22 protein-coding genes are annotated in these 21,313 nt (G+C 66.1%); 2 read left to right on the top strand and 20 right to left on the bottom strand.

Annotated features, from left to right (window positions below; genetic code table 11):
• The first annotated feature begins 93 nt into the window (after positions 1–93).
• Together efp and LMA02_RS05265 are read left to right on the top strand one after the other, a co-directional pair.
• A complete protein-coding gene (efp, locus tag LMA02_RS05270; RefSeq protein ID WP_006751871.1) occupies positions 94–651 on the top strand; it encodes an elongation factor P in 558 nt (185 codons plus the stop codon).
• Positions 652–923: 272 nt separating this feature from the next.
• Positions 924–2,309, top strand: a complete 1,386-nt coding sequence (locus LMA02_RS05265) for a sigma-54-dependent transcriptional regulator (protein WP_166726087.1) — start codon at positions 924–926, stop codon at positions 2,307–2,309.
• A 156-nt stretch (positions 2,310–2,465) separates the two neighbouring features.
• Here the strand turns inward: LMA02_RS05265 and nagZ are convergent, their stop codons facing one another.
• From nagZ to plsX, 20 genes are all read right to left on the bottom strand, one after another.
• Positions 2,466–3,494 carry a beta-N-acetylhexosaminidase gene (gene nagZ, locus LMA02_RS05260; protein WP_228907166.1) on the bottom strand — a complete coding sequence of 343 codons (1,029 nt, stop codon included), beginning with the start codon at positions 3,492–3,494 and terminating at the stop codon, positions 2,466–2,468.
• A 16-nt stretch (positions 3,495–3,510) separates the two neighbouring features.
• Positions 3,511–3,951: a holo-ACP synthase gene (gene acpS / locus LMA02_RS05255; RefSeq protein WP_228907165.1), complete on the bottom strand. Its 441-nt coding sequence runs from the start codon at positions 3,949–3,951 to the stop codon at positions 3,511–3,513.
• A 69-nt stretch (positions 3,952–4,020) separates the two neighbouring features.
• Positions 4,021–4,797 carry a pyridoxine 5'-phosphate synthase gene (gene pdxJ / locus LMA02_RS05250; protein WP_228907164.1) on the bottom strand — a complete coding sequence of 259 codons (777 nt, stop codon included), beginning with the start codon at positions 4,795–4,797 and terminating at the stop codon, positions 4,021–4,023.
• Positions 4,794–5,633 carry a DNA repair protein RecO gene (gene recO / locus LMA02_RS05245; RefSeq protein WP_228907163.1) on the bottom strand — a complete coding sequence of 280 codons (840 nt, stop codon included), beginning with the start codon at positions 5,631–5,633 and terminating at the stop codon, positions 4,794–4,796. The genes pdxJ and recO overlap by 4 nt, the downstream gene beginning before the upstream one ends.
• Positions 5,620–6,519, bottom strand: a complete 900-nt coding sequence (gene era / locus LMA02_RS05240; RefSeq protein ID WP_166726083.1) for a GTPase Era — start codon at positions 6,517–6,519, stop codon at positions 5,620–5,622. The genes recO and era overlap by 14 nt, the downstream gene beginning before the upstream one ends.
• Positions 6,520–6,579: 60 nt before the next feature.
• Positions 6,580–7,851 (bottom strand): ribonuclease III, encoded by a 1,272-nt coding sequence (gene rnc / locus LMA02_RS05235; protein ID WP_228907162.1) that lies wholly within the window; start codon positions 7,849–7,851, stop codon positions 6,580–6,582.
• Positions 7,852–8,011: 160 nt separating this feature from the next.
• The gene (gene lepB, locus LMA02_RS05230; protein ID WP_166725100.1) at positions 8,012–8,905 is read right to left on the bottom strand and encodes a signal peptidase I; all 894 of its coding nucleotides are present in this window, start codon (positions 8,903–8,905) and stop codon (positions 8,012–8,014) included.
• 16 nt (positions 8,906–8,921) lie between these two features.
• Complete coding sequence (gene lepA, locus LMA02_RS05225) at positions 8,922–10,715, bottom strand: translation elongation factor 4 (protein ID WP_006759775.1); 1,794 nt, start codon at positions 10,713–10,715, stop codon at positions 8,922–8,924.
• A gap of 212 nt (positions 10,716–10,927) precedes the next feature.
• Positions 10,928–11,164 (bottom strand): glutaredoxin family protein, encoded by a 237-nt coding sequence (locus LMA02_RS05220; RefSeq protein ID WP_228907161.1) that lies wholly within the window; start codon positions 11,162–11,164, stop codon positions 10,928–10,930.
• A 7-nt stretch (positions 11,165–11,171) separates the two neighbouring features.
• Positions 11,172–12,671: a DegQ family serine endoprotease gene (locus LMA02_RS05215; protein ID WP_228907160.1), complete on the bottom strand. Its 1,500-nt coding sequence runs from the start codon at positions 12,669–12,671 to the stop codon at positions 11,172–11,174.
• Between the two features lie 16 nt (positions 12,672–12,687).
• The gene (locus LMA02_RS05210) at positions 12,688–13,740 is read right to left on the bottom strand and encodes a MucB/RseB C-terminal domain-containing protein (RefSeq protein WP_228907159.1); all 1,053 of its coding nucleotides are present in this window, start codon (positions 13,738–13,740) and stop codon (positions 12,688–12,690) included.
• A gap of 5 nt (positions 13,741–13,745) precedes the next feature.
• The gene (locus LMA02_RS05205; RefSeq protein WP_006759771.1) at positions 13,746–14,363 is read right to left on the bottom strand and encodes a sigma-E factor negative regulatory protein; all 618 of its coding nucleotides are present in this window, start codon (positions 14,361–14,363) and stop codon (positions 13,746–13,748) included.
• Positions 14,364–14,450: 87 nt separating this feature from the next.
• Positions 14,451–15,050, bottom strand: a complete 600-nt coding sequence (gene rpoE, locus LMA02_RS05200) for an RNA polymerase sigma factor RpoE (protein WP_006752490.1) — start codon at positions 15,048–15,050, stop codon at positions 14,451–14,453.
• Positions 15,051–15,141: 91 nt separating this feature from the next.
• Positions 15,142–15,606, bottom strand: coding sequence for a hypothetical protein (locus LMA02_RS05195; RefSeq protein WP_228907158.1), 465 nt, complete (start codon positions 15,604–15,606; stop codon positions 15,142–15,144).
• 12 nt (positions 15,607–15,618) lie between these two features.
• Positions 15,619–16,851: a beta-ketoacyl-ACP synthase II gene (gene fabF, locus LMA02_RS05190; RefSeq protein WP_228907157.1), complete on the bottom strand. Its 1,233-nt coding sequence runs from the start codon at positions 16,849–16,851 to the stop codon at positions 15,619–15,621.
• Between the two features lie 162 nt (positions 16,852–17,013).
• Entirely contained in the window at positions 17,014–17,253 is a 240-nt protein-coding gene (gene acpP / locus LMA02_RS05185; RefSeq protein WP_004197638.1) for an acyl carrier protein, read from the bottom strand.
• 144 nt (positions 17,254–17,397) lie between these two features.
• The gene (gene fabG / locus LMA02_RS05180; protein ID WP_006752487.1) at positions 17,398–18,147 is read right to left on the bottom strand and encodes a 3-oxoacyl-ACP reductase FabG; all 750 of its coding nucleotides are present in this window, start codon (positions 18,145–18,147) and stop codon (positions 17,398–17,400) included.
• Positions 18,148–18,183: 36 nt separating this feature from the next.
• Positions 18,184–19,116: an ACP S-malonyltransferase gene (gene fabD / locus LMA02_RS05175; RefSeq protein WP_166725106.1), complete on the bottom strand. Its 933-nt coding sequence runs from the start codon at positions 19,114–19,116 to the stop codon at positions 18,184–18,186.
• Between the two features lie 85 nt (positions 19,117–19,201).
• Complete coding sequence (locus LMA02_RS05170) at positions 19,202–20,191, bottom strand: beta-ketoacyl-ACP synthase III (protein WP_166725107.1); 990 nt, start codon at positions 20,189–20,191, stop codon at positions 19,202–19,204.
• Entirely contained in the window at positions 20,192–21,298 is a 1,107-nt protein-coding gene (gene plsX, locus LMA02_RS05165; RefSeq protein WP_166725108.1) for a phosphate acyltransferase PlsX, read from the bottom strand. It lies immediately after the preceding gene.
• Positions 21,299–21,313: the final 15 nt, after the last annotated feature.

Here is a 21,313-nt window from a genome sequence, read left to right as displayed (position 1 = left end):
CTTGGCGCCCATCGGAACTCTCCCCGCTTGCGCCGTCAGCCGTTGCGCAACGCTCAGGCATCTATTTATTTGATTGGATCAGGACAGTTTTTTATGAAGACCGCACAGGAACTCCGCGTAGGCAACGTCGTGCAGATCGGCAGCGACGCATGGGTCATCGCAAAGACGGAATACAACAAGTCGGGCCGTAACGCCGCCGTCGTCAAGATGAAGATGAAGAACCTGCTGACGAACGCAGGTCAGGAATCGGTCTACAAGGCCGACGACAAGTTCGACGTCGTCATGCTCGACCGCAAGGAAGTGACGTACTCGTACTTCGCCGACCCGATGTACGTGTTCATGGACGCCGACTACAACCAGTACGAAGTCGAAGCGGAAATGATGGGCGAAGCGCTGAACTACCTCGAAGACGGCATGGCTTGCGAAGTCGTGTTCTACAACGAGAAGGCGATCTCGGTCGAACTGCCGACGATCCTGGTTCGCGAGATCACCTACACGGAACCGGCCGTCAAGGGCGACACGTCGTCGGGCAAGGTGCTGAAGAACGCCAAGCTCGCAACGGGCTTCGAACTGCAAGTGCCGCTCTTCTGCAGCACCGGCGACAAGATCGAAATCGATACGCGTACGAACGAATACCGCAGCCGCGCGTAATCGCCTGCGATTTCCGTATCGAACAAAGCGCCCTTCGGGGCGCTTTTTGTTTGCCTGCCGTCAACAGCCCTGAGGGCGTCGGCACCATAGGTCACACAAAATCCAGCACTAAAGGTATTCAATTTGTATCATCGGTAACTGTTTTATAGCGACAGAGAAATAATGCACGTCAGGCGTGCAGCGGGGCATAAAATCAGTCTTTAATCTGACATGCGGCTGCGGCTGGCTCGACGGCCGACAGCCCGCCTCTCTTGACTCGACTCGCGTCCACCATGCCACACGCCCTGATTGTCGAAGACGATCCCAACAGTCTGTCCGGCCTGACCGCGCTGCTTGCCGCAGACGGCTTCTCGGTCGACACGGCCACGTCGCTCGCCGAGGCACGCACGGCGCTCGGCCGCTCGATTCCCGATGTCGTCCTCGTCGACCTGAACCTGCCGGACGGCAGCGGGTTCGACCTGCTCCAGCACCTGCCGCAGCAGCAGCCGAACGGGTCGCTGCCGGTGATCGTGCTGACGGGCAACGCGACGGTGGAGAGCGCGATCGAAGGCCTGCGTCACGGCATCTGGGACTACCTGCTGAAGCCGATCAACATTCCGCGCCTGCGCAGCCTGCTGGCCCGGATTCCGCGGCCCTACGAACTGATCGACGAAGTGCGGACGCTGCGCGCGTCGCTGCGCCACCTCGGCCGCTTCGGCGCACTGGTCGGCCGCAGCGAGGCGATGCAGCACGTGTACGACATGATCGAGCACAACGCGGGCACCGAAACGGCCGTGCTGTTCGCAGGCGAAGCCGGCACCGGCAAGAAGCTGGCCGCGCGCACGCTGCACGACCTGAGCCGGCGCCGCAAAGGGCCGTTCGTGTCGTTCGACTGCCGCACGATCGCGCAAGCCGGCCGTCACGGCGCGTCGCTCGACAGCATCCTGTTCGGTCATGAGCGCGGCGCGTTCGACGGCGCCGAGCGGCGCGAATCGGGCCTGTTCGAACAGGCCGGCGGCGGCACGCTGTGCCTCGACGAGATCACCGCACTGCCGCTCGTGCTGCAGGAGGCGCTGCTGCATGCGCTCGACTCGCAGAACTTCATGCGGATCGGCGGCACGAGCTCGATCGCGAGCGACTTCCGGCTGATCGCGACCACGCGCCGCCCGGCCCGCGAGGCGGTCGCGAACGGCATGCTGCGCGAGGATCTGTGGCTGCGTCTCGATGCGGCCTCGATCACGATGCCGCCGCTGCGCGAGCGCGACGGCGATGCGCTCGCCATCGCGGACTCCCTGATCGACGAACTGAACCGCGACGCGGGCGCCACCGGCCGCAGCACGACCGACAAGCGCGCGGCGCAGGGCTTCGTGCGCGAATGCCTGTCCTACGAATGGCCCGGCAACGTGCGCGAACTGCAGGAGCGCGTGCGCTTCGCCTATGATGCGTCCGGCGACTTCATCGAGACGCTGCGCGCGGGCGAAGCGAGCTTCGCGGCCGGCGCTGCACTGAACGGCAGCAGCGTGCAGATCAAGGTCGGCACCCCGCTGTCCGACGTCGAGGATCTGCTGATCCGCGCGACGCTCGACGCGGTCGGCGGCACGCGCCATCGCGCCGCCACGCTGCTCGGCATCAGTCCCAAGACGCTGTACAACAAGCTCCAGCGGATGAAGGTCAACTGACCGGGCCGCCGTTGTTGAGGGCGCTGGCGGGAGCTGACGGTTAGTTGCGTTAAAACGTATCGCCCTGCGCTTCACGCCCCAATGAAAAAAGCCGCGCCAATGCGCGGCTTTTCGCTTTCGGCAACGGGAGAGCGGCATCGCGCCGCCCTTCCCCGCTTACGCCAGTGCGCTGCTCAACAGCGCCTGCGCCTGCAGATACTCGGGCTGCGCGATCAGCTTGTCCCACTTGAGCGACTTGCCGCGCGCCCGCATCCGCTTGAGGCGTCGCACCGACTCGGCCGACGCCTGCGCCTTCAGCCCGTTCAGCACGACCTCGGCCGCCTCCGGCTGGTTGCAGACGAGCACCATGTCGCAGCCGGCGGCGAGCGCCGCGTCGGCCGCCTGCGTGAGCGTGCCGCCTTCGCGTGCCGCCTCCATCGACAGGTCGTCGCTGAAGATCGCGCCCGTGAAGCCCAACTGCCCGCGCAGGATGTCCTGCAGCCACACGCGCGAGAAGCCGGCCGGCCGCTTGTCGACCTGCGTGTAGATCACGTGCGCGGGAATCACGGCGGACAGCGACAGCCCGAGCCAGTCGTACGGCGCGACGTCCTGCTTGAGGATCGCGTCGAGCGGCCGGTCGTCGGTCGGCAGCGCGACGTGCGAATCGGCTTCCGCGAAGCCGTGCCCCGGGAAATGCTTGCCGCAGTTCGCCATGCCTGCGAGCGACAGCCCGTGGTTCAGGCTCTTCGCGAGCAGCGTGACGACGCGCGGGTCGCGATGGAACGCGCGATCGCCGATTACCTTCGAGTGCCCGTAGTCGAGGTCGAGCACCGGCGTGAAGCTCATGTCGATCCCGCACGCGCGCAGCTCGGCGGCCAGGATGTAGCCGACCGCGGTGGCGACCTTCGTCGCGAGCAGCACGTCGCGGTCCCACAGTTCGCCGAGGCGGCGCATCGCGGGCAGCACCGTGAAGCCGTCGGTGCGGAACCGCTGCACGCGGCCGCCCTCATGATCGACGGCGATCAGGATGTCCTCGCGCACAGCGCGGATCGAATCGGTCAGCGCGGTCAGCTGTGCGCGGTTCTGGAAATGCCGCGCGAACAGGATCACGCCGCCGGTGTTCGGATGGGCAAGGCGCCGCGCATCATCGCGCGACAGGGCCGTGCCGACGACGTCGAGCATGACCGGGCCGGGAGTCGTTTTCATCGAATCGGGAAGTCCGTCAGGGAGTGGTTCGGGAAACAGGTGCGGGTGCGGGCGGCGGTGCCACGTCGGTCTCGGCGACCACGAACGACACCGCGTAGTCGCGTTCGTCGCTGACCGTCACGCGGGCCGTGATGCCGCGCGCGGCGAGCCAGTCGGCCAGCTCGCCCGACGCGACGACGTACGGTTCGCCGCTGCGCTGGTTGAGGGTCTGCAGCGCGCGCCAGGTCATCGGCCAGTGCATGCCGAGGCCGATCGCCTTCGAGAACGCTTCCTTCGCGGAAAAGCGCGTCGCGAGGAACGCGATGCCGCGCGCCTCGGAGCGCGCGCGGCGCGCGTGGAACACGCGCAGCTCGTCGGGGCCCAGCACCTTCTCGGCAAACCGGCCGCCCGTGCGCTCGAGCACGGCCGCGATGCGGCTCACCTGGACGATGTCGGTGCCGATACCGTAGATCGCCATGTCAGCGCCCGCCGTGATGCGCGAACGATGCCGGGTGGCGAGCGAAGCGCGCGCGGAGGGAATGCATCGTCAGCGCGCGCCGCCGTGCAGCGCGGCGACACGCGCGGCGACCATGATCGCCTTCATCTCACGCACCGCGTTGTCCCAGCCCGCGAAGATCGCGTGCGCGACGATCGCGTGGCCGATGTTCAGTTCGACGATGCCGTCGATCGCGGCGATCTGCTGCACGTTCGTGTAATGCAGACCGTGGCCCGCGTTGACCTTCAGGCCCAGTTGCGCGCCGGCCTGCACGCCCGCGACGATGCGCTCGTATTCGCGCTGCTGCTCGGCTTCGTCGTGCGCATCGGCGTAGCGGCCCGTATGCAGCTCGACCACCGGCGCGCCGGCTTCGTGCGCGGCGCGGATCTGCGTTTCGTCCGGATCGATGAACAGCGACACGCGCACGCCGGCGTCGGCGAGCTGCTTGCAGGCCGCACGCACGGCCTCGAAGCGGCCGGCGACGTCGAGGCCGCCTTCGGTCGTCAGCTCCTCGCGCTTCTCGGGCACGAGGCACGCGTCGTGCGGACGCACTTCGCACGTGATGTCGAGCATCTCGGCCGTCACCGCGCATTCGAGGTTCATGCGCGTCTTCAGCAGCGGGCGCAGCTTGCGCACGTCGGCGTCGACGATGTGGCGGCGGTCCTCGCGCAGGTGCAGCGTGATCACGTCCGCCCCGGCCTCTTCGGCGGCGAGCGCCGCGCGGACCGGATCGGGATAGGCCGTGCCGCGCGCGTTGCGCAGCGTCGCGACGTGGTCGATGTTCACGCCGAGATCGATGGCGGTGGGCGTTGTCAGGAAGAAGCTCATAGGTTTTGCAGGTCGATCAGGATCTGACGCGTGGCAAGCGGCGTACCGCCGAGATAGGTGTTCAGCAGGAAGCGCATCAGCGTCTTGCTTTGCGCAACCGTCTGGGCTCGATGGTAATCGTCCTGCTCCATGTCGAGCAACGTCTGTCCGGTAATCACCGGCCAGTGTGACGGCACGTCGTCATCGGCATTGCGCACGCCGCGCTCGGGATCGAACACATAGCGGCGTTCGGGTTCGACCGCGCGGCGCGCGACCGTGCGGTTCAGCGCCATCGCATAGCCGGTCTCGCGCAGCAGCACGCGTTCGAACGAGCGCAACACCTGCACCGCGGGTTCGCCGTGCGCGAGGCGCGTGAGCGTCAGCACGTAATGATTGAAGAGCGGCGGCTGGGGATCCTCGCGCGCGCAGAATTTCACGAGCAGCTCGTTCGCGTAGAAGCCGCACAACAGCCCGTCGCCGCCGAGCGGCAGCATCCCGCCCACCCACTCGGCGCCCGTCAGCGTGCGCACTTCGGATTTGCCCGACCAGGACAGCAGCAGCGGCTGGAACGTCTGCAGCACGCCGCGCAGCGCGGAGTGCGGGCGCTTCGCGCCCTTCGCGACGAGCGCGAGGCGGCCGTGATCACGCGTGAGCACGTCGATGATCAGGCTCGTTTCCCGGTACGGATAGCTGTGCAGCACGAACGCCGGCTGCTCGGCGACGCGGAAATCGGACGTGCGAGACGTCGCGCGCCGCGCCTTGCGACGCGGCGGTTCGGGCGGTGCCGGCAGCGGCGCGTCGTTCGCGCCGGCGGTCACCGCGTCTTCGGTCGACGTCAGCGCGTCATTCGTACCCATAGGCGCGCAGCCCCGCCTCGTTGTCGGCCCAGCCGCTCTTCACCTTCACGAAGGTCTCGAGATACACGGGGCCGTCGAACAGCCTCTCCATGTCCATCCGCGCCTCGGTGCTGATCTGCTTGAGCTTCTCGCCCTTCTTGCCGATCACCATCGCCTTGTGCGAATCGCGTTCGACGAGGATCGTCGCGAAGATGCGCTTCAGGCGCCCTTCCTCCTCGAACTTGTCGATCAGCACGGTGCTCGTGTACGGCAGTTCGTCGCCGGTCCAGCGGAACACCTTCTCGCGCAGGATTTCGGCCGCGAGGAAGCGCGAGCTGCGGTCGGTCAGCTCGTCCTCGCCGTAGATCGGCTCGCCTTCCGGCAGGTACGGCTTGATCGTTTCCAGCAGACGCTTGATGTCTTCAGGCCGCTGCGCCGACAGCGGCACGAGTTCGGTGAATTCGCGCAGCCCGCTCATCTGCTGCATGAACGGGAACAGCGTCGCCTTGTCGGTCACGCGGTCGATCTTGTTCGCGATCAGCAGCGTCGGCATGCCGGGCGGAATCAGGTCGAGCACCTTCTGGTCGTCGGGCCCGAAGCGGCCGGCCTCGATCACGAACAGGATCACGTCGACCGACGTGAGCGTCGACGTGACCGCGCGGTTCAGCGAGCGGTTCAGCGCGGTGCTGTGACGGGTCTGGAAGCCCGGCGTGTCGACGAACACGAATTGCGCGTCGTCGAACGTGTTGATGCCGGTGATGCGATGGCGGGTCGTTTGCGCCTTGCGCGACGTGATGCTGATCTTCTGGCCGACGAGTGCGTTCATCAACGTCGACTTGCCGACGTTCGGACGGCCCACGATCGCGATCATGCCGCAACGGAAACCGGTAGGAGCGGGAGTGTTCATATCGTTTGGGAGACAGGTTCTGAACCGGCCGCGCGGCGCGCGGCCCGATCGGTGGGCAATTCAGTGGTCGGCATCGGCCGCGCGCGCCTGCGCGGCAGCGAGCGTGGCGCCGCCCGGCGGCGTCTCGGTATCGGGCGCCGCGGCGTCGCGGGCGCGCGGCGTCGCGCGCGAAGCGGCATCGGAACCGGCAGCCGGCTTGTCCGCGGACGACACGGCCGGATCGGCCGCCTGGCCCGCCGGCTTGTCGGCCGCACGGGGTGCGCCTTCCGCGGGCTTGTCGGCACGCTCGGCCGGCTTGTCCGCCGCGCGCGAGCCGGTTTCGCCGCGATCCGACGGCTTGTCGGACGCCTTCTCGGCAGGTTTGTCGGGCGTCGGCTTCGCGGAACGGTCAGCCTTGTCCGCGGCCGTTTCCACGTGCGCCGCGCGAATCGCGGCCATCGGCGCCGGCGTCGGTCGCTCGCTCGTCGGCGCGTCGGCGTCGGTCGCTGCAAGCGCCGCCGCGGCCGCCTTCGCGTCGCGCGCCGCCGCACGCTCCTTGCGTTCCGGAGAACGCAGGTCGAGCGCTTCCTGCACACCCTTCACGCCCGGCACGATTTCGGGCTCGACGTGCTTCGATCCGCGTGCGTTCTTCGAACGCTTCGGCTTCGCGGCCAGCATCGGCGCGGCCGCCAGCACCTCGTCGAGCGCCTTCTTCGCGGCAGCCTGCTCCGCCGCCCGCCGGCTCGCGCCGGAGCCCGACACCTTCACGTCGAGCTTCGGCACCGTGCATTCGACCTCGAACTGCTGATTGTGCGCCGCACCATGCGTCGCGACGACCGTGTAGGTCGGCAGCGCGATCTTGTGCCCCTGCAGGTACTCCTGCAGCAGCGTCTTCGCGTCCTTGCCGAGCGTGCGCGGATCGATGTGGTCGAGAATCGGGATATAGAGGCGCTTGATGACCCCTTGGGCGGCTTCGAAGCCGCCATCGAGGAATACGGCCCCGATGATGGCTTCGAACGCGTCCGCGAGGATCGACGGGCGGCGGAAGCCGCCGCTGCGCAGCTCGCCCTCGCCCAGCCGCAACCCTTCGGAGATATTCAGGGCCTGAGCGATTTCATACAGCGACTGCTGTTTGACGAGATTGGCGCGCACGCGTGACAGGTCGCCTTCGTCCAGCTTGCTGAAACGCTGGAACAAAAGGGCGGCCACCGCGCAATTCAGAACGGAATCGCCGAGAAACTCGAGCCGTTCGTTATGCGTGGCACTGTGACTGCGATGGGTCAAAGCCTGGCGCAACAATTCCGCATTGCGAAATTCGTAGCGCAGCCGGCTTTCCAACTGGGATGGGGGCATGTGCAGGAGTATAACGCGGGCGCCGGTCGGGCCGAAACGGCACGGCCGGACGCGAAAAGGCGTGACGGAGCGGTGTTACCGCCGGTTCTTAAAGTCGTTCGGCAATACGCGACGCGGCCCGTGCGTCACGTATTGCATGTTGCATGCGAGTCGTACGCGATCAGTTGAAGGAACCGATCCGCTTCAGGTCGCCGAAGTTCATCCAGATGAAGAACGCGCGGCCGACGATGTTGTTGTCCGGCACGAAACCCCAGTAGCGGCTGTCCGCGCTGTTGTCGCGGTTGTCGCCCATCATGAAGTAGTGACCCGGCGGCACCTTGCAGATCACGCCGCGGCTGTTGTACGTGCAATTGTCGCGATACGGATAGTCGTAGGCGCCCATCACGAACGGCGGCACGGCGGGATTGTTGAGGATCGCATTCTTCTTCGTGCCGATCGTTTCCTCGAACTGCTTCGCGTAGTTCTGGCGCTCGTCGTCGAAGAAATCCGGCAGCGGCGCTTCGGGCACCGGCTGGCCGTTGATCGTCAGCTGCTTGTCCTGGTAGGCGACCGTGTCGCCCGGCAGGCCGATCACGCGCTTGATGTAATCGACCGACTCGTCCTTCGGATAGCGGAACACGACGACGTCGCCACGCGACAGCGGGCTGCCTTGCGTGATCTTCGTGTTCGTGATCGGCAGGCGCAGACCGTATTCGAACTTGTTGACGAGGATGAAGTCGCCGACCAGCAGCGTCGGCACCATCGAGCCCGACGGGATCTTGAACGGCTCGACGACGAACGAACGCACGACGAACACGGCCAGGATCACCGGGAAGAAGCTCGCGGTGTACTCGAGCCACCACGGCTGGCGCAGCTTTTCGTCGCGCAGCTTCGAACGCGTCTGCACCGCGTTTTCGTCCGCGAAACGCTTGTCGACGCGCGACTGCTGGCGATCGAACTCTTCGATCGCCACGTCGGCCGCCTTGCGTCGCCGCGGCAGGAACACCAGTTTGTCCAGCACCCACGCTACGCCCGTCAAGACGACGAGCACAAAAAGAATCAGCGCAAAATTCATAAAAGGATCAGTCCTGTTATTTGTCTTCGACGCGCAAGATCGCGAGGAACGCTTCCTGCGGGATCTCGACCGAACCCACCTGCTTCATGCGCTTCTTGCCTTCTTTCTGCTTCTCGAGCAGTTTCTTCTTTCGCGTGATGTCGCCGCCGTAGCACTTCGCGAGCACGTTCTTTCGGAGTGCCTTGATGTTCTCGCGGGCGACGATGTGCGCGCCGATCGCGGCCTGGATCGCCACGTCGTACATCTGGCGAGGAATGATCTCGCGCATCTTCGCGGCGACTTCGCGGCCGCGATACTGCGACTGCGACCGGTGCACGATGATCGACAGTGCATCGACCTTGTCGCCGTTGATCAGCATGTCGACCTTCACGACGTCCGACGAACGGTATTCCTTGAACTCGTAGTCCATCGACGCATAGCCGCGCGACACCGACTTCAGGCGATCGAAGAAGTCGAGCACGATCTCGGCCATCGGGATCTCGTACGTGAGCTGCACCTGGCGGCCGTGATATTGCATGTTGATCTGCGAGCCGCGCTTCTGCTCGCACAGCGTGATCACGGAACCGACGTAATCCTGCGGCATGTACAGGTTCACGGTGACGATCGGCTCGCGAACTTCGGCGATGCGGCCGGGTTCCGGCATCTTCGCCGGGTTCTCGACCATGATCGTCGAGCCATCGCTCTGCACGACCTCGTAGACGACCGTCGGCGCGGTCGTGATGAGATCCATGTCGAACTCGCGCTCGAGCCGCTCCTGCACGATTTCCATGTGCAGCAGCCCGAGGAAGCCGCAGCGGAAACCGAAGCCGAGCGCCTGCGACACTTCCGGCTCGTACTGCAGCGATGCGTCGTTGAGCTTCAGCTTCTCGAGCGATTCGCGCAGCGCATCGTACTGGTTCGCCTCGACCGGATACAGCCCCGCGAACACCTGCGGCTTCACTTCCTTGAAACCTGGCAGCGGCTCGCTGGCGGCCTTGGCCACATGCGTGACCGTATCGCCGACCTTCGCGGCCGTCAGTTCCTTGATGCCGGCGATGATGAAGCCCACCTGCCCTGCCGACAGCGATTCGAGATTGCGCGACTTCGGCGTGAACACGCCGACGTGCTCGACCGGATACTGCGCGCCGGTCGCCATCATCTTGATCTTTTCCTTCGGGCGCAGCGTGCCGTTGACGATGCGCACGAGCATCACGACGCCGACGTAGTTGTCGAACCAGGAATCGATGATGAGCGCCTGCAGCGGCGCGGCCGGATCGCCCTTCGGCGGCGGCACCTTTGCAATCAGCGACTCGAGCACGTCCTCGACGCCCAAGCCCGTCTTCGCGCTGCAGCGCGTCGCGTCGGTCGCATCGATGCCGATCACGTCCTCGATCTCCTCGATCGCGTTCTCGGGGTTCGCGGCCGGCAGGTCGATCTTGTTCAGCACCGGCACGACCTCGACGCCGAGCTCGATCGCCGTGTAGCAGTTCGCGACCGTCTGCGCCTCGACACCCTGGCTCGCGTCGACCACGAGCAGCGCGCCTTCGCACGCGGACAGCGAACGGCTGACCTCGTACGAGAAGTCGACGTGCCCCGGCGTATCGATCAGGTTGAGGTTGTAGACCTTGCCGTCGCGGGCGCGATAGGACAGTGCCGCCGTCTGCGCCTTGATCGTGATGCCGCGCTCGCGCTCGATATCCATCGAGTCGAGCACTTGCGCTTCCATTTCACGGTCTGCGAGGCCGCCGCATACCTGGATGATGCGATCCGCGAGTGTCGACTTGCCATGGTCGATGTGCGCGATGATCGAGAAATTGCGAATATGATCCATTCAGTGCCGATCAAGCGAAAAAGGCGCGCTCGACGACTGCGGAGCACGCCTTGTGTAAGTCGGTGAAAAAACGGCTTATTTTAGCCGAAAAGGCCTTTGCCGGGCGGTAATTTGGGACGCCCGGCCCGGGGCACCCCGCTGGAGCCTTTGGTGTAAGGGCCCGGCGACGGAAGCCCCGCGCGCGGGGCGGCCGGCCGACGCCCGGGGTCGGTTCAGCGCCGGGCCGCGAGCGCGCCGCGCACCCTCGCCTCGTCGAACCGGTGGCGACACACTTCCGTGCCATCCAGCAGCAGCACGGGCACGTCCTCGTCGTAGCGGGCAACGAGCGCCGGATCGGCATCGATGTCCACGTAATGGATTTCGATGCCGGATTCCGCCGCTACCGGCGCCAGCGCGTCGCGCATGTCGTCGCACAGGTGGCACCAGCCGCGGCCGTAGAGCGTGAACATCGACGCGTTACTTCTGGGTCGGGCGCGGACGCACCGGCACGAACTGCGTGTTGTCGCCGCGCCGCACGAGCACCGCGACCGCCTTCTGCGAATCCAGCTGCGCGGTCACTTCCGCGAACTGCTTCGCGCTCGTGATGTCGGTGTCGCCGACGCGCAGCACGATGTCGCCGCGCTGCAGGCCCGCACGGGCAGCCGGGCCGTCGACGCCGTCGATCTGCACGCCGTTCTTCAGCTTCAGCGACTTCATCTGATCCGCCGGAATGTCGGTGACCGTCAAGCCGAGCGAATTTGCCTGGCGCGGCTTCTGCGGCGCGTTCTTGCGCTGCTCGGCCTTCGCCGTCGTCTCCGCCGGCGTCTCGGCGATCGTGATCGGCAGATCGCGTGCCTGACCCTTGCGCCATACGCTGACGGTCGCCTTCGTGCCCGGCTTCGTGTCGCCGACCATGCGCGGCAGATCCGACGCCGTCTCGACCGGCCGACCGTTGAACTTCAGGATGATGTCGCCCGGCTGGATGCCCGCCTTGTCGGCCGGACCACCCGGCTCGACGCTGCTGACGAGCGCGCCCTCCGCCTTCGGCAGCCCGATCGAGTCGGCCACGTCCTTCGTCACCTCGCCGATCGCCACCGCGATGCGGCCGCGCGTGACCTTGCCGGTCGCCTTCAGCTGGTCGGCCACGCGCATCGCCTCGTCGATCGGGATCGCGAACGAAATGCCCATGAAACCGCCGGTGCGGCTGTAGATCTGCGAGTTGATGCCGATCACCTCGCCCTGCATGTTGATCAGCGGGCCGCCCGAGTTGCCGGGGTTCACCGCGACGTCGGTCTGGATGAACGGCAGGTAGTCGCCCGTGTTGCGGCTCTTCGAGCTCACGATGCCGGCCGTCACGGTGTTGTCGAGGCCGAACGGCGAACCGATCGCGACGACCCACTCGCCGACGCGCACCTTGTTCGAATCGCCGATCGCGACGACCGGCAGGTTCGACGCCTGGATCTTGACCACCGCCACGTCCGTGCGGTCGTCGACGCCGATCAGCTTCGCCTTGAATTCGCGCTTGTCGGTCAGCGTCACGTAGATGGTGTCCGCATCGTCGACGACGTGCGCGTTCGTCATCACGTAACCGTCCGCCGACACGATGAAGCCCGAACCGACGCCGCGGTTCTGCTCGGTGTCGGGCGGATTGTCCGGCGTCGGCGCGTTCTTCGGATTGCCGTTGCCGCTACCGTTGCCGGGCGCCTGCGGCAGCGGAATGCCGAAGAAGCGCCGGAAGAATTCCGACATGTCGCCATTGTCGAAGCCCGGCGGGAGCACACCGCGCGGGCCGGGCATCGGCACGTTCGCGGTGGTCCGGATGTTCACGACGGCCGGCCCGACCTTTTCGACCAGATCGGCGAAGTCGGGAAGGCTGGCGGCTGGCGGCGTGGCCGCCGCCGCGGTATGCGGGACGAGGGGCAGGCAGGCACACAGCACCGCCACCGCGAACACTTTGCGCAGCGTGAGTTTCGTCATGTCGGAAGCCGTAGCGTTACTTGGAAGCCTTGTATTCTATGGCAGCCGCGAACTGCTGCAACGTGGCCGGCGGCACTTCGCCGAGCACGGTGATCCAGTAGTCGCCGCGACGCTTCACGAGAACGTGGGTCGCCCCGGTGCTGCCCGCGCCTTCCTTGCGCGTGTTCTTTTCGGCCGGCTCGATGAAGACGGAGATCGTCGCGAGTCCGTCGGTGAAGACGGCCTGGTCGACCGCAATCGGCGGATCGCCGGCGTCGCGCGCGGCCATCGGGCGGCGCACCTCGCGAATCTTCCGGAAGCCGGCGACGGTCGGCGCGATCTGCCAGCCCTGCGCTTCCATGTCGACCGTCGCGACCGGCGGCCGGACCACCGTCCAGCCGCTCAGGTTGCGGATGCCGGCCGCGATCGCGGACTTGTCGCCGGTCGTGCCGCCCGTCTGGACTTGCGAGAACGCGATCTGCTCGAGCACGTGATCGCTCGCGTCGAGCGTCTGCGAACGCAGCAGCAGCCCGGTCCGGGCGTCGGCCCACAGCTTGTACGTGAAGCGGTACGCATCCTTCGGCACGAGTTCGACGACTTGCGCGTCGAGCCCCGCCACACGGTCCTTGCCGAGCAGCTTCGCGTCGTAGACGGACATCACGTGCTCGCCGCCCGCGCCGAGCAGCGAAGGAAACGAGTCGCGCGTCTGGCGGCGCTCGACCACGCACAGCTTGCGCTCCGGCACGAACGTGTACAGCTCGTCGTTATGCCGCAGCACCTTGCGCGGCTTGCCGTCGAGCGTCTCGATCCGCTCGAACTCGCCGTCGCGGGACGCCACGTGCGCGATGCGCGACGACTGGACATACCCGCCGCGCTGGTAGACGAACGTGCCCTCGTAGTTCTGCTGCTGCGCCGCCTGCTGGATGCGATCGAGCCACTCCGCCGCGCCCTTGCGGGTCGCGACGGGATCGTCCGGTTGCTGGGCGCTGGCAGGGAGGGATTGAACGGACAACAGGGCGGCTGCGCAAAGCAGGAGGGCCGGCAGCCGCTTCCATCCGGAGATGGCGTGATTCAACTGCAATGTCCGCATCGAGTTTATTGGCCTGGCGTGGTGGTCACGGCAGCGCGGATCAGCGGCATCGAGCCTGTGACGACGGGCTGCTGCGCGAATTGCTGGTGCGCTTCAAGGTATTGGTCGAGACTTGCGTCGCGGATGATGTTGACGTCCTGCAGGCCCGGCTGCGCCGATGCCTGTGCGACCGTCACGCGCTGCAGGTTGCCGCTCTGCGGCGCGCCTGCCGAGGCGACCTGGACGGCGCCGGGCGCACCGGCCGTCTGCATTTGCGGAACGACGATCCAGGTGAGCGTGGCGGCCGCGGCGGCCACCGCGAAAGCGGGCACGACACGGCGGCGCAGCGACAGCAGCTTGCGCGCGACCGGCGCGGCGGCCGGTGCGAGCAGGTGCGGCTCGCTTTCGAGCGCGGCGGACATGCGCGCGGTGAACGCGACGCTCAGCGCGGGCGACAGCGCGAGCTCGTCCGAGCGCAGCGCATCGCCGATCAGGTGGTAATGGGCCCACGTCGCGCGATCCGCACGATCGAGCTCAGCCAGAAACTGCCCGTGATCCGGGCCGTCGAACAACTCACCGTCGACCAGAGCGGAAAGACGCTCGCCGCGCGAGTACGCTTGCGACTGCTTATTGACCGACCCCATGATGCTCCCCATCTTGCACACACCCCGTCGTGATTTCACGACTCTATCCGTAACTAGACCCTGACCGCGTCGTTGCACCCGTCGCGCTTACCAGCGCTTGCCTTCGGGTGTATCGAGCAGCGGACGCAATTTAGCAGCGATTGCCTCGCGCGCCCGGAAGATCCGCGACCGGACCGTCCCGATCGGACAATCCATCATTTCCGCGATCTCTTCGTAGCTCAGGCCCTCGATCTCGCGCAGCGTAATCGCCTGGCGCAACTCTTCGGGCAGGACGGCCATTGCAGCGTTGACCGTCTCGGCAATCTGCTTGCTCATCAACATCGACTCAGGCGTGTTGATATCCCTTAGTTGGTCTGCGTCGGAGAAAGTTTCCGCTTCCTCGGCATCGGCCTCCGTGGAGGTCGGTGCCCGGCGGCCTTGCGTCGCAAGGTAGTTCTTCGCCGTATTGACGGCAATCCGGTACAACCACGTGTAGAACGCCGACTCGCCGCGGAATTGCGGCAGCGCACGATACGCCTTGATGAACGCATCCTGGGCCACATCCTCGACCTCGGCGGGATCCCGCACGAGGCGCGAGATCAGCCGAATGATCTTGCGGTGGTATTTGGAGACCAGGAGTTCGAACGCCGCCTTGTCGCCTTTCTGTACGCGCTCGACCAGAGCCTGATCGATTTCTTTTTCACTCACCTGACAAATCCGTTAACTAGGGATGCAACGCGGAGCGTTATTGTAACGTTCCGGCGCCGGCCGCTGGTTACGGTCGGTAACCGAGCCGCCGTCATGCCCGCCCCGCCGTGCCCGCGGTACGCGCCAGCACGGACAGCGCGCTGAACGACGCGGCGTCGAGCGCATCGGCCGGAATCAGCAGCGGCCGGGCGCGCCGGGCGCCCTGCCCGACCGACAGCACGAGCAGCAGGCTGCTCCAGTGCGCATGGCCGGTGACGCGGCCCCGGGCCAGCAAGCGCCCGGTGCGGCCAAACGCCGCAACCTCCCCGAATGCATCGATCCGCAATTCGGCCGGCAGCCGACGGGCACAGGCCCGCGCGGCACACACGGCAAGCAGCGCGGCCGTCGCCGCGGACACACACGCGCCGGCAGCGGCACCGGCCCGCGGCGCCCAGAACAGGTACGCGGACGCGGCAGCCGCCGCGACGAACGCGGCCAGCACGACATACGACACGGCCGAGGCCCGCAACGCAAAGCGCTGCGGACGCCCGGCCGGAGCATCGAATGGACTCGTCAAGCGATTTCGACGTCAGACGCGCTTGAACACCAGCGTGCCGTTGGTACCGCCGAAGCCGAAGTTGTTCTTCACGGCCACGTCGATCTTCATGTCCCGCGCGGTGTTCGCGCAGTAATCGAGATCGCACTCGGGGTCCTGGTTGAAGATGTTGATGGTCGGCGGCGACACGTTGTTGTGCAGCGCCAGCACCGTGAACACCGACTCGAGGCCACCCGCGCCACCCAGCAGGTGACCCGTCATCGACTTCGTCGAGTTCACGACGAGCTTGTACGCGTGCTCGCCGAATGCCGCCTTCACCGCGTCGGACTCGTTCTTGTCACCGAGCGGCGTCGACGTGCCGTGCGCGTTCAGGTACTGGACCTCGTCCGGGTTCACGCCGGCGTCGCGCAGGGCCGCAACCATGCAGCGGCGCGGACCGTCCATGTTCGGCGCGGTCATGTGGTACGCATCGCCCGTCATGCCGAAGCCCGAGACTTCCGCATAGATCTTCGCGCCGCGTGCCTTCGCCGCCTCGTACTCTTCGAGCACCATTACGCCTGAACCCTCGCCCAGCACGAAGCCGTCGCGGTCCTTGTCCCACGGACGGGACGCGCTGGCCGGATCGTCGTTGCGGGTCGACAGCGCGCGCGCGGCCGCGAAGCCGCCGATGCCCAGCGGCGACACCGTCGATTCGGCGCCGCCTGCGACCATCACGTCGGCGTCGCCGGCCTGGATCAGACGTGCCGCGAGGCCGATGCTGTGCAGACCGGTCGTGCAGGCCGTCACGGCCGCGAGGTTCGGGCCCTTCAGGCCGAACATGATGCTCAGGTGACCCGAGATCATGTTGATGATCGAACCCGGCACGAAGAACGGCGAAATCCGGCGTGCGCCGCGATCGACGTAGGTCTGGTGCGTGTCTTCGATCATCGGCAGGCCGCCGATGCCGGAGCCGACCAGCACGCCGATGCGTTCCGCATTGGCTTCGTTCACCTCGATGCCGCTGTCCCGGATTGCCTGGACGCCGGCTGCGATGCCGTAATGGATGAACGTATCCATGTTGCGGGCTTCCTTCGCCGGGATGTATTCCTCGGCGCTGAAACCCTTCACCTCGCCCGCGAAATGCACGGCGAGGTTCGACGGATCGAACTTCGTGACGGTGGCGATGCCGGACTTGCCGGCGACGAGATTGGCCCAGCCGTCGGCAACATTATTGCCAACGGGCGAAATCAGCCCCAGGCCTGTAACGACAACACGACGGCGGCTCACGGTAACCTCTTTTCCATTGGATGACAAAAACAAAAGCCACAGTGGCCCCGGGAACCAGCCCTGCGAGCCCTGTGGCTGTTAGTCCGTCCGGCGCGAATGCCGGCAGGATGGCGCGTCAATCGCGAAGATCGCGGCGACGTTGCGGATAAGCGCGAAAGGCGCTTACGCCTTGACGTTTGCGCGAGCGTAGTCGATCGCTTGCTGAACCGTCGTGATCTTCTCTGCTTCTTCGTCCGGGATTTCCATGCCGAACTCGTCTTCGAGCGCCATCACGAGTTCAACCGTGTCGAGCGAGTCAGCGCCCAGGTCGTTCACGAACGATGCTTCGTTCTTGATCTCGGCTTCTGCGACGCCCAGTTGCTCAGCGACGATCTTCTTGACACGTTGTTCGATGTTATCCATTACCCCTCCGAGGGAAAGTTCAGATTTACAAGTGCGCGCATTTTATCAGGTTTGCTGACGCCAAAACGCGCGTTGGCTTGATGGTCGATCAAGCACCGATCCGCCTGAAAAACGGGATACGGCGCGGATGGTAAACGAAAATCGTTACGACATGTACATGCCGCCGTTCACGTGCAGCGTCGTGCCGGTGATATAACCGGCCTGCGGCGATGCGAGGAACGCGACGGCATGGGCGATATCTTCCGGGCTGCCGAGTCGGCCGAGCGGAATCTGAGTCTTGAGCGCGGCCTGCTGTTCTTCCGGCAGCGTCTTCGTCATGTCGGTGTCGATGAAGCCCGGCGCGACGCAGTTCACCGTGATGCCACGGCTGCCGATTTCACGCGCGAGCGCACGGGTCATGCCCGCGACGCCGGCCTTCGCGGCCGCGTAGTTGGCCTGGCCCGGGTTGCCGGCCGAACCGACCACCGACGTGATGTTGATGATGCGGCCGCCGCGGGCCTTCATCATCGGCCGCAGCACCGCGCGCGACAGGCGGAACACCGACTTCAGGTTGGTGTCGATCACCGCGTCCCAGTCCTCGTCCTTCATCCGCATCGCGAGCTGGTCCTGCGTGATCCCGGCGTTGTTCACGAGCACGTGGAGCGCGCCGAATTCCTTCACGGTCGCGTCGATCAGCGCTTCGGCAGCCGCCGCGTCGTTGACGTTCAGCACCGCGCCGCGGCCCGTCACGCCCGCTTCCGCGAACCCGGCGGTAATCGCGGCAGCGCCCGACTCGCTCGTCGCGGTGCCGATCACCGTCGCGCCCAGGCGCGCGAGTTCGAGCGCGATCGCCCGGCCGATGCCGCGCGATGCGCCGGTCACGATCGCGACCTGTTTATCGAGAGTCTTTTCCATGAATCGAATATCCGTCTCTTGAGGAAAGGCGCCGCGTCAGGCGGTCGCCAGCTTCAGTGCTTCGTCGAGCGAAGCCGGATCGAACACCGATGCGCCGACCAGGTTGCCGTCGATGCGCTTCGTCAGGCCTGCCAGCACCTTGCCCGGACCGCATTCGATCACGTGCGTGACGCCCGTGCCCGCGATGTGCTGCACGCATTCGACCCAGCGCACCGGGCCCGCGGCCTGGCGCACCAGCGCGTCCTTGATCGCGGCCGGATCGCTGACCACCGCGACGTCGATGTTGTTGACGACCGGAATCTGCGGCGCCTTCACGTCGACGTTCGCGAGATAGTCGCGCAACTGGTCCGACGCCGGCTTGAGCAGCGACGAATGGAACGGCGCCGATACCGGCAGCGGCAGCGCGCGCTTCGCGCCCTTCGCCTTCGCGATTTCGCACGCCTTCTCGACGGCCGCCTTCGCGCCCGCGATCACGACCTGCGCCGGCGCGTTGAAGTTCACGGCTTCGACGACGCCCGCTTCCGCGGCTTCGGCGCACACCGCGCGCACCGTGTCGTCATCGAGGCCCAGGATCGCGGCCATGCCGCCCTGACCGACCGGCACGGCCGTCTGCATCGCCTGCGCACGGAAGCGCACGAGCGGCACCGCGTCCTTGAACGCGATCGCGCCCGCCGCGACGAGCGCCGTGTATTCGCCGAGGCTGTGGCCCGCGACGATCGACGGCGCCGGGCCGCCGGCCTGCTGCCACGCGCGATAGCACGCGTAGGCGGCCGTCAGCATCACCGGCTGCGTATTGGTGGTCAGATTCAGCTCTTCGGCCGGACCTTCGGCGATCAGCTTGCCGAGATCCTGATTGAGTGCATCGGATGCTTCCTGGAGCGTCTCGCGCACGACGGCCAGATCGGCGAATGCGTTGAGCATGCCGACCGACTGCGAGCCCTGCCCCGGAAAAACGAATGCAAATTTCATATCGTCCCCAATTGAATCGATTCGGACGGCGCGCGCGAACGGCGCGCCGGTTTGGGAGCCGCGCGCAGCAGTCGCGCGCCCCGGATCAGAAGCGGAAGACCGACGCGCCCCAGGTGAAGCCGCCGCCGACGCCTTCGATCAGCACGTGCTGGCCGCGCTTAATGCGACCGTCGCGCACCGCGGTGTCGAGCGCCAGCGGGATCGATGCAGCCGATGTGTTGCCGTGCTGGTCGACCGTCACGACCATGCGCTCCTGCGGCAGGCCGAGCTTGCGGCAGGTGCTGGTCATGATGCGGATGTTGGCCTGGTGAGGAATCAGCCAGTCAACCTGCTCGGGTGCGAGATTCGCCTTGGCGAGGGCCTCGATCGCGACCTTTTCGAGCACGTTGACCGCGAGCTTGAACACGGCCTGCCCGTCCATGTACAGGAACGCGCTGCCGTCGATCACGCCGCGATTGACGTTGCCCGGCGTGCAGAGGATGTGCGAATAGCTGCCGTCCGCGTGCAACGCGCTGCCGAGCACGCCCGGCTCTTCCGATGCGGACAGGATCACCGCGCCCGCGCCGTCGCCGAACAGCACGCAGGTGGTGCGGTCCTTGAAATCGAGAATGCGCGAGAACGTCTCCGCGCCGATCACGAGCGCCGTACGGTGCTGGCCGCTGCGGATGAAGCTGTCGGCCGTCGCCATCGCATAGGCGAAGCCGGAGCACACGGCCTGCACGTCGAATGCTGCGCCGCCGTTCTTGATGCCGAGCTTGTTCTGCAGCAGGCAGGCCGTGCTGGGGAACACGAAATCCGGGGTCGAAGTCGCGACGATGATCAGGTCGATCGACTGCGGATCGATGTCAGCCGCCTCGATCGCACGACGCGCCGCTTCGAGCGCGAGATCGCTCGTCGTGACGTCCTGTGCGGCGAAATGGCGCGCATGGATGCCCGTGCGCGCAACGATCCACTCATCGCTCGTCTCGATGCCTTCTTTCGCGAGACGGTCGGCGAGCTGCTGGTTCGTGACGCGGTCGGGCGGCAGGTAGCTGCCCGTGCCGAGCACGCGGGAATAGAGAGTCGATTGGGCCATTTATGCTTTAGAGGATTGCGCAGCGGAAGGTTCAGCGTGATGGCCTGCGGCCGGGCTCGTCGGGCCCGCGCCGCCCGCGTCGTGTCCGCCGTCGCCGAGCGACACCGAATTGTCCGCCATCGCGCGCGCGAGGCGCTCCAGCACGCCGTTTTTGACGGCATCATAACCCCGTTTGATCGCCCACTCAAACGCGTAGGCATCGGCGGAACCATGGCTTTTGATCACGAGGCCCTTCAGCCCCAGCAGCGCCGCGCCGTTGTACTGGCGATGGTCGACGCGCTTCTTGAAGCGCATCAGCACCGGCAGCGCGAGCAGCGCCATCAGCTTCGACATCAGCGAGCGGCCGAACTCCTCGCGGATGATGTCGGACAGCATCTGCGCGAGCCCCTCGGACGTCTTGAGCGCGACGTTGCCGACGAAGCCGTCGCAGACGATCACGTCGACCGTACCCTTGTAGATGTCGTTGCCTTCGACGTTGCCGCGGAAATTCAGCGTGCTGGCGCGCAGCAGTTCACCCGCGCGCTTGATCGTCTCGTTGCCCTTGATGACCTCTTCGCCGATGTTCAGCAGGCCGATCGTCGGACGCTCCTTGCCCTCGAGCGCGGCGACGAGCGCGTGCCCCATCTCCGCGAACTGCAGCAGATGCTGCGGCTCGCAGTCGACGTTCGCACCGAGGTCCAGCATCATCGTGTAGCCGGTCGGGTTCGGCAGCGCGAACGCGATCGCAGGCCGCTCGATGCCGGGCAGCGTCTTGAGCACATAACGGGACACGGCCATCAGCGCGCCGGTGTTGCCGGCGGAGATACAGGCCTGGGCCGCGCCTTCCTTGACCTGGTTGAGCGCGACACGCATCGAAGAATCCTTCTTCTTGCGCAGCGCCACTTCGACAGGGTCGTCCATCGCCACGACTTCGGTGGCGGGCACGATGGTCAGCGCGGGATCGTCGAGGGCTTTCAGCTTTTTCAGCTGAGCGCGGATCGCGCTTTCGATGCCGACGAGCATCAGGTGCGCATCAGGATGCGCGCGGACGAACTTGACTGCCGCGGGAACGGTCACGGACGGGCCGTGGTCGCCTCCCATGCAATCGATTGTGAGCTTTACGGTCATGGAATGCGACGAATT

Source organism: Burkholderia sp. B21-005, assembly GCF_020843965.1.
GTDB classification, from domain to species: domain Bacteria; phylum Pseudomonadota; class Gammaproteobacteria; order Burkholderiales; family Burkholderiaceae; genus Burkholderia; species Burkholderia ambifaria.
The sequence above is the reverse complement of the archived record's forward strand: the minus strand, read 5'-3'. Positions and strand labels throughout refer to the sequence as shown.

Bases quoted from the DNA above. Each gene is read 5' to 3' on its own strand.
- efp (WP_006751871.1), top strand. From the start codon at position 94: ATGAAGACCGCACAGGAACTCCGCGTAGGCAACGTCGTGCAGATCGGC.
- LMA02_RS05265 (WP_166726087.1), top strand. From the start codon at position 924: ATGCCACACGCCCTGATTGTCGAAGACGATCCCAACAGTCTGTCCGGC.
- nagZ (WP_228907166.1), bottom strand. From the start codon at position 3,494: ATGAAAACGACTCCCGGCCCGGTCATGCTCGACGTCGTCGGCACGGCC.
- acpS (WP_228907165.1), bottom strand. From the start codon at position 3,951: ATGGCGATCTACGGTATCGGCACCGACATCGTCCAGGTGAGCCGCATC.
- pdxJ (WP_228907164.1), bottom strand. From the start codon at position 4,797: ATGAGCTTCTTCCTGACAACGCCCACCGCCATCGATCTCGGCGTGAAC.
- recO (WP_228907163.1), bottom strand. From the start codon at position 5,633: ATGGGTACGAATGACGCGCTGACGTCGACCGAAGACGCGGTGACCGCC.
- era (WP_166726083.1), bottom strand. From the start codon at position 6,519: ATGAACACTCCCGCTCCTACCGGTTTCCGTTGCGGCATGATCGCGATC.
- rnc (WP_228907162.1), bottom strand. From the start codon at position 7,851: ATGCCCCCATCCCAGTTGGAAAGCCGGCTGCGCTACGAATTTCGCAAT.
- lepB (WP_166725100.1), bottom strand. From the start codon at position 8,905: ATGAATTTTGCGCTGATTCTTTTTGTGCTCGTCGTCTTGACGGGCGTA.
- lepA (WP_006759775.1), bottom strand. From the start codon at position 10,715: ATGGATCATATTCGCAATTTCTCGATCATCGCGCACATCGACCATGGC.
- LMA02_RS05220 (WP_228907161.1), bottom strand. From the start codon at position 11,164: ATGTTCACGCTCTACGGCCGCGGCTGGTGCCACCTGTGCGACGACATG.
- LMA02_RS05215 (WP_228907160.1), bottom strand. From the start codon at position 12,671: ATGACGAAACTCACGCTGCGCAAAGTGTTCGCGGTGGCGGTGCTGTGT.
- LMA02_RS05210 (WP_228907159.1), bottom strand. From the start codon at position 13,740: ATGCGGACATTGCAGTTGAATCACGCCATCTCCGGATGGAAGCGGCTG.
- LMA02_RS05205 (WP_006759771.1), bottom strand. From the start codon at position 14,363: ATGGGGTCGGTCAATAAGCAGTCGCAAGCGTACTCGCGCGGCGAGCGT.
- acpP (WP_004197638.1), bottom strand. From the start codon at position 17,253: ATGGATAACATCGAACAACGTGTCAAGAAGATCGTCGCTGAGCAACTG.
- fabG (WP_006752487.1), bottom strand. From the start codon at position 18,147: ATGGAAAAGACTCTCGATAAACAGGTCGCGATCGTGACCGGCGCATCG.
- fabD (WP_166725106.1), bottom strand. From the start codon at position 19,116: ATGAAATTTGCATTCGTTTTTCCGGGGCAGGGCTCGCAGTCGGTCGGC.
- LMA02_RS05170 (WP_166725107.1), bottom strand. From the start codon at position 20,191: ATGGCCCAATCGACTCTCTATTCCCGCGTGCTCGGCACGGGCAGCTAC.
- plsX (WP_166725108.1), bottom strand. From the start codon at position 21,298: ATGACCGTAAAGCTCACAATCGATTGCATGGGAGGCGACCACGGCCCG.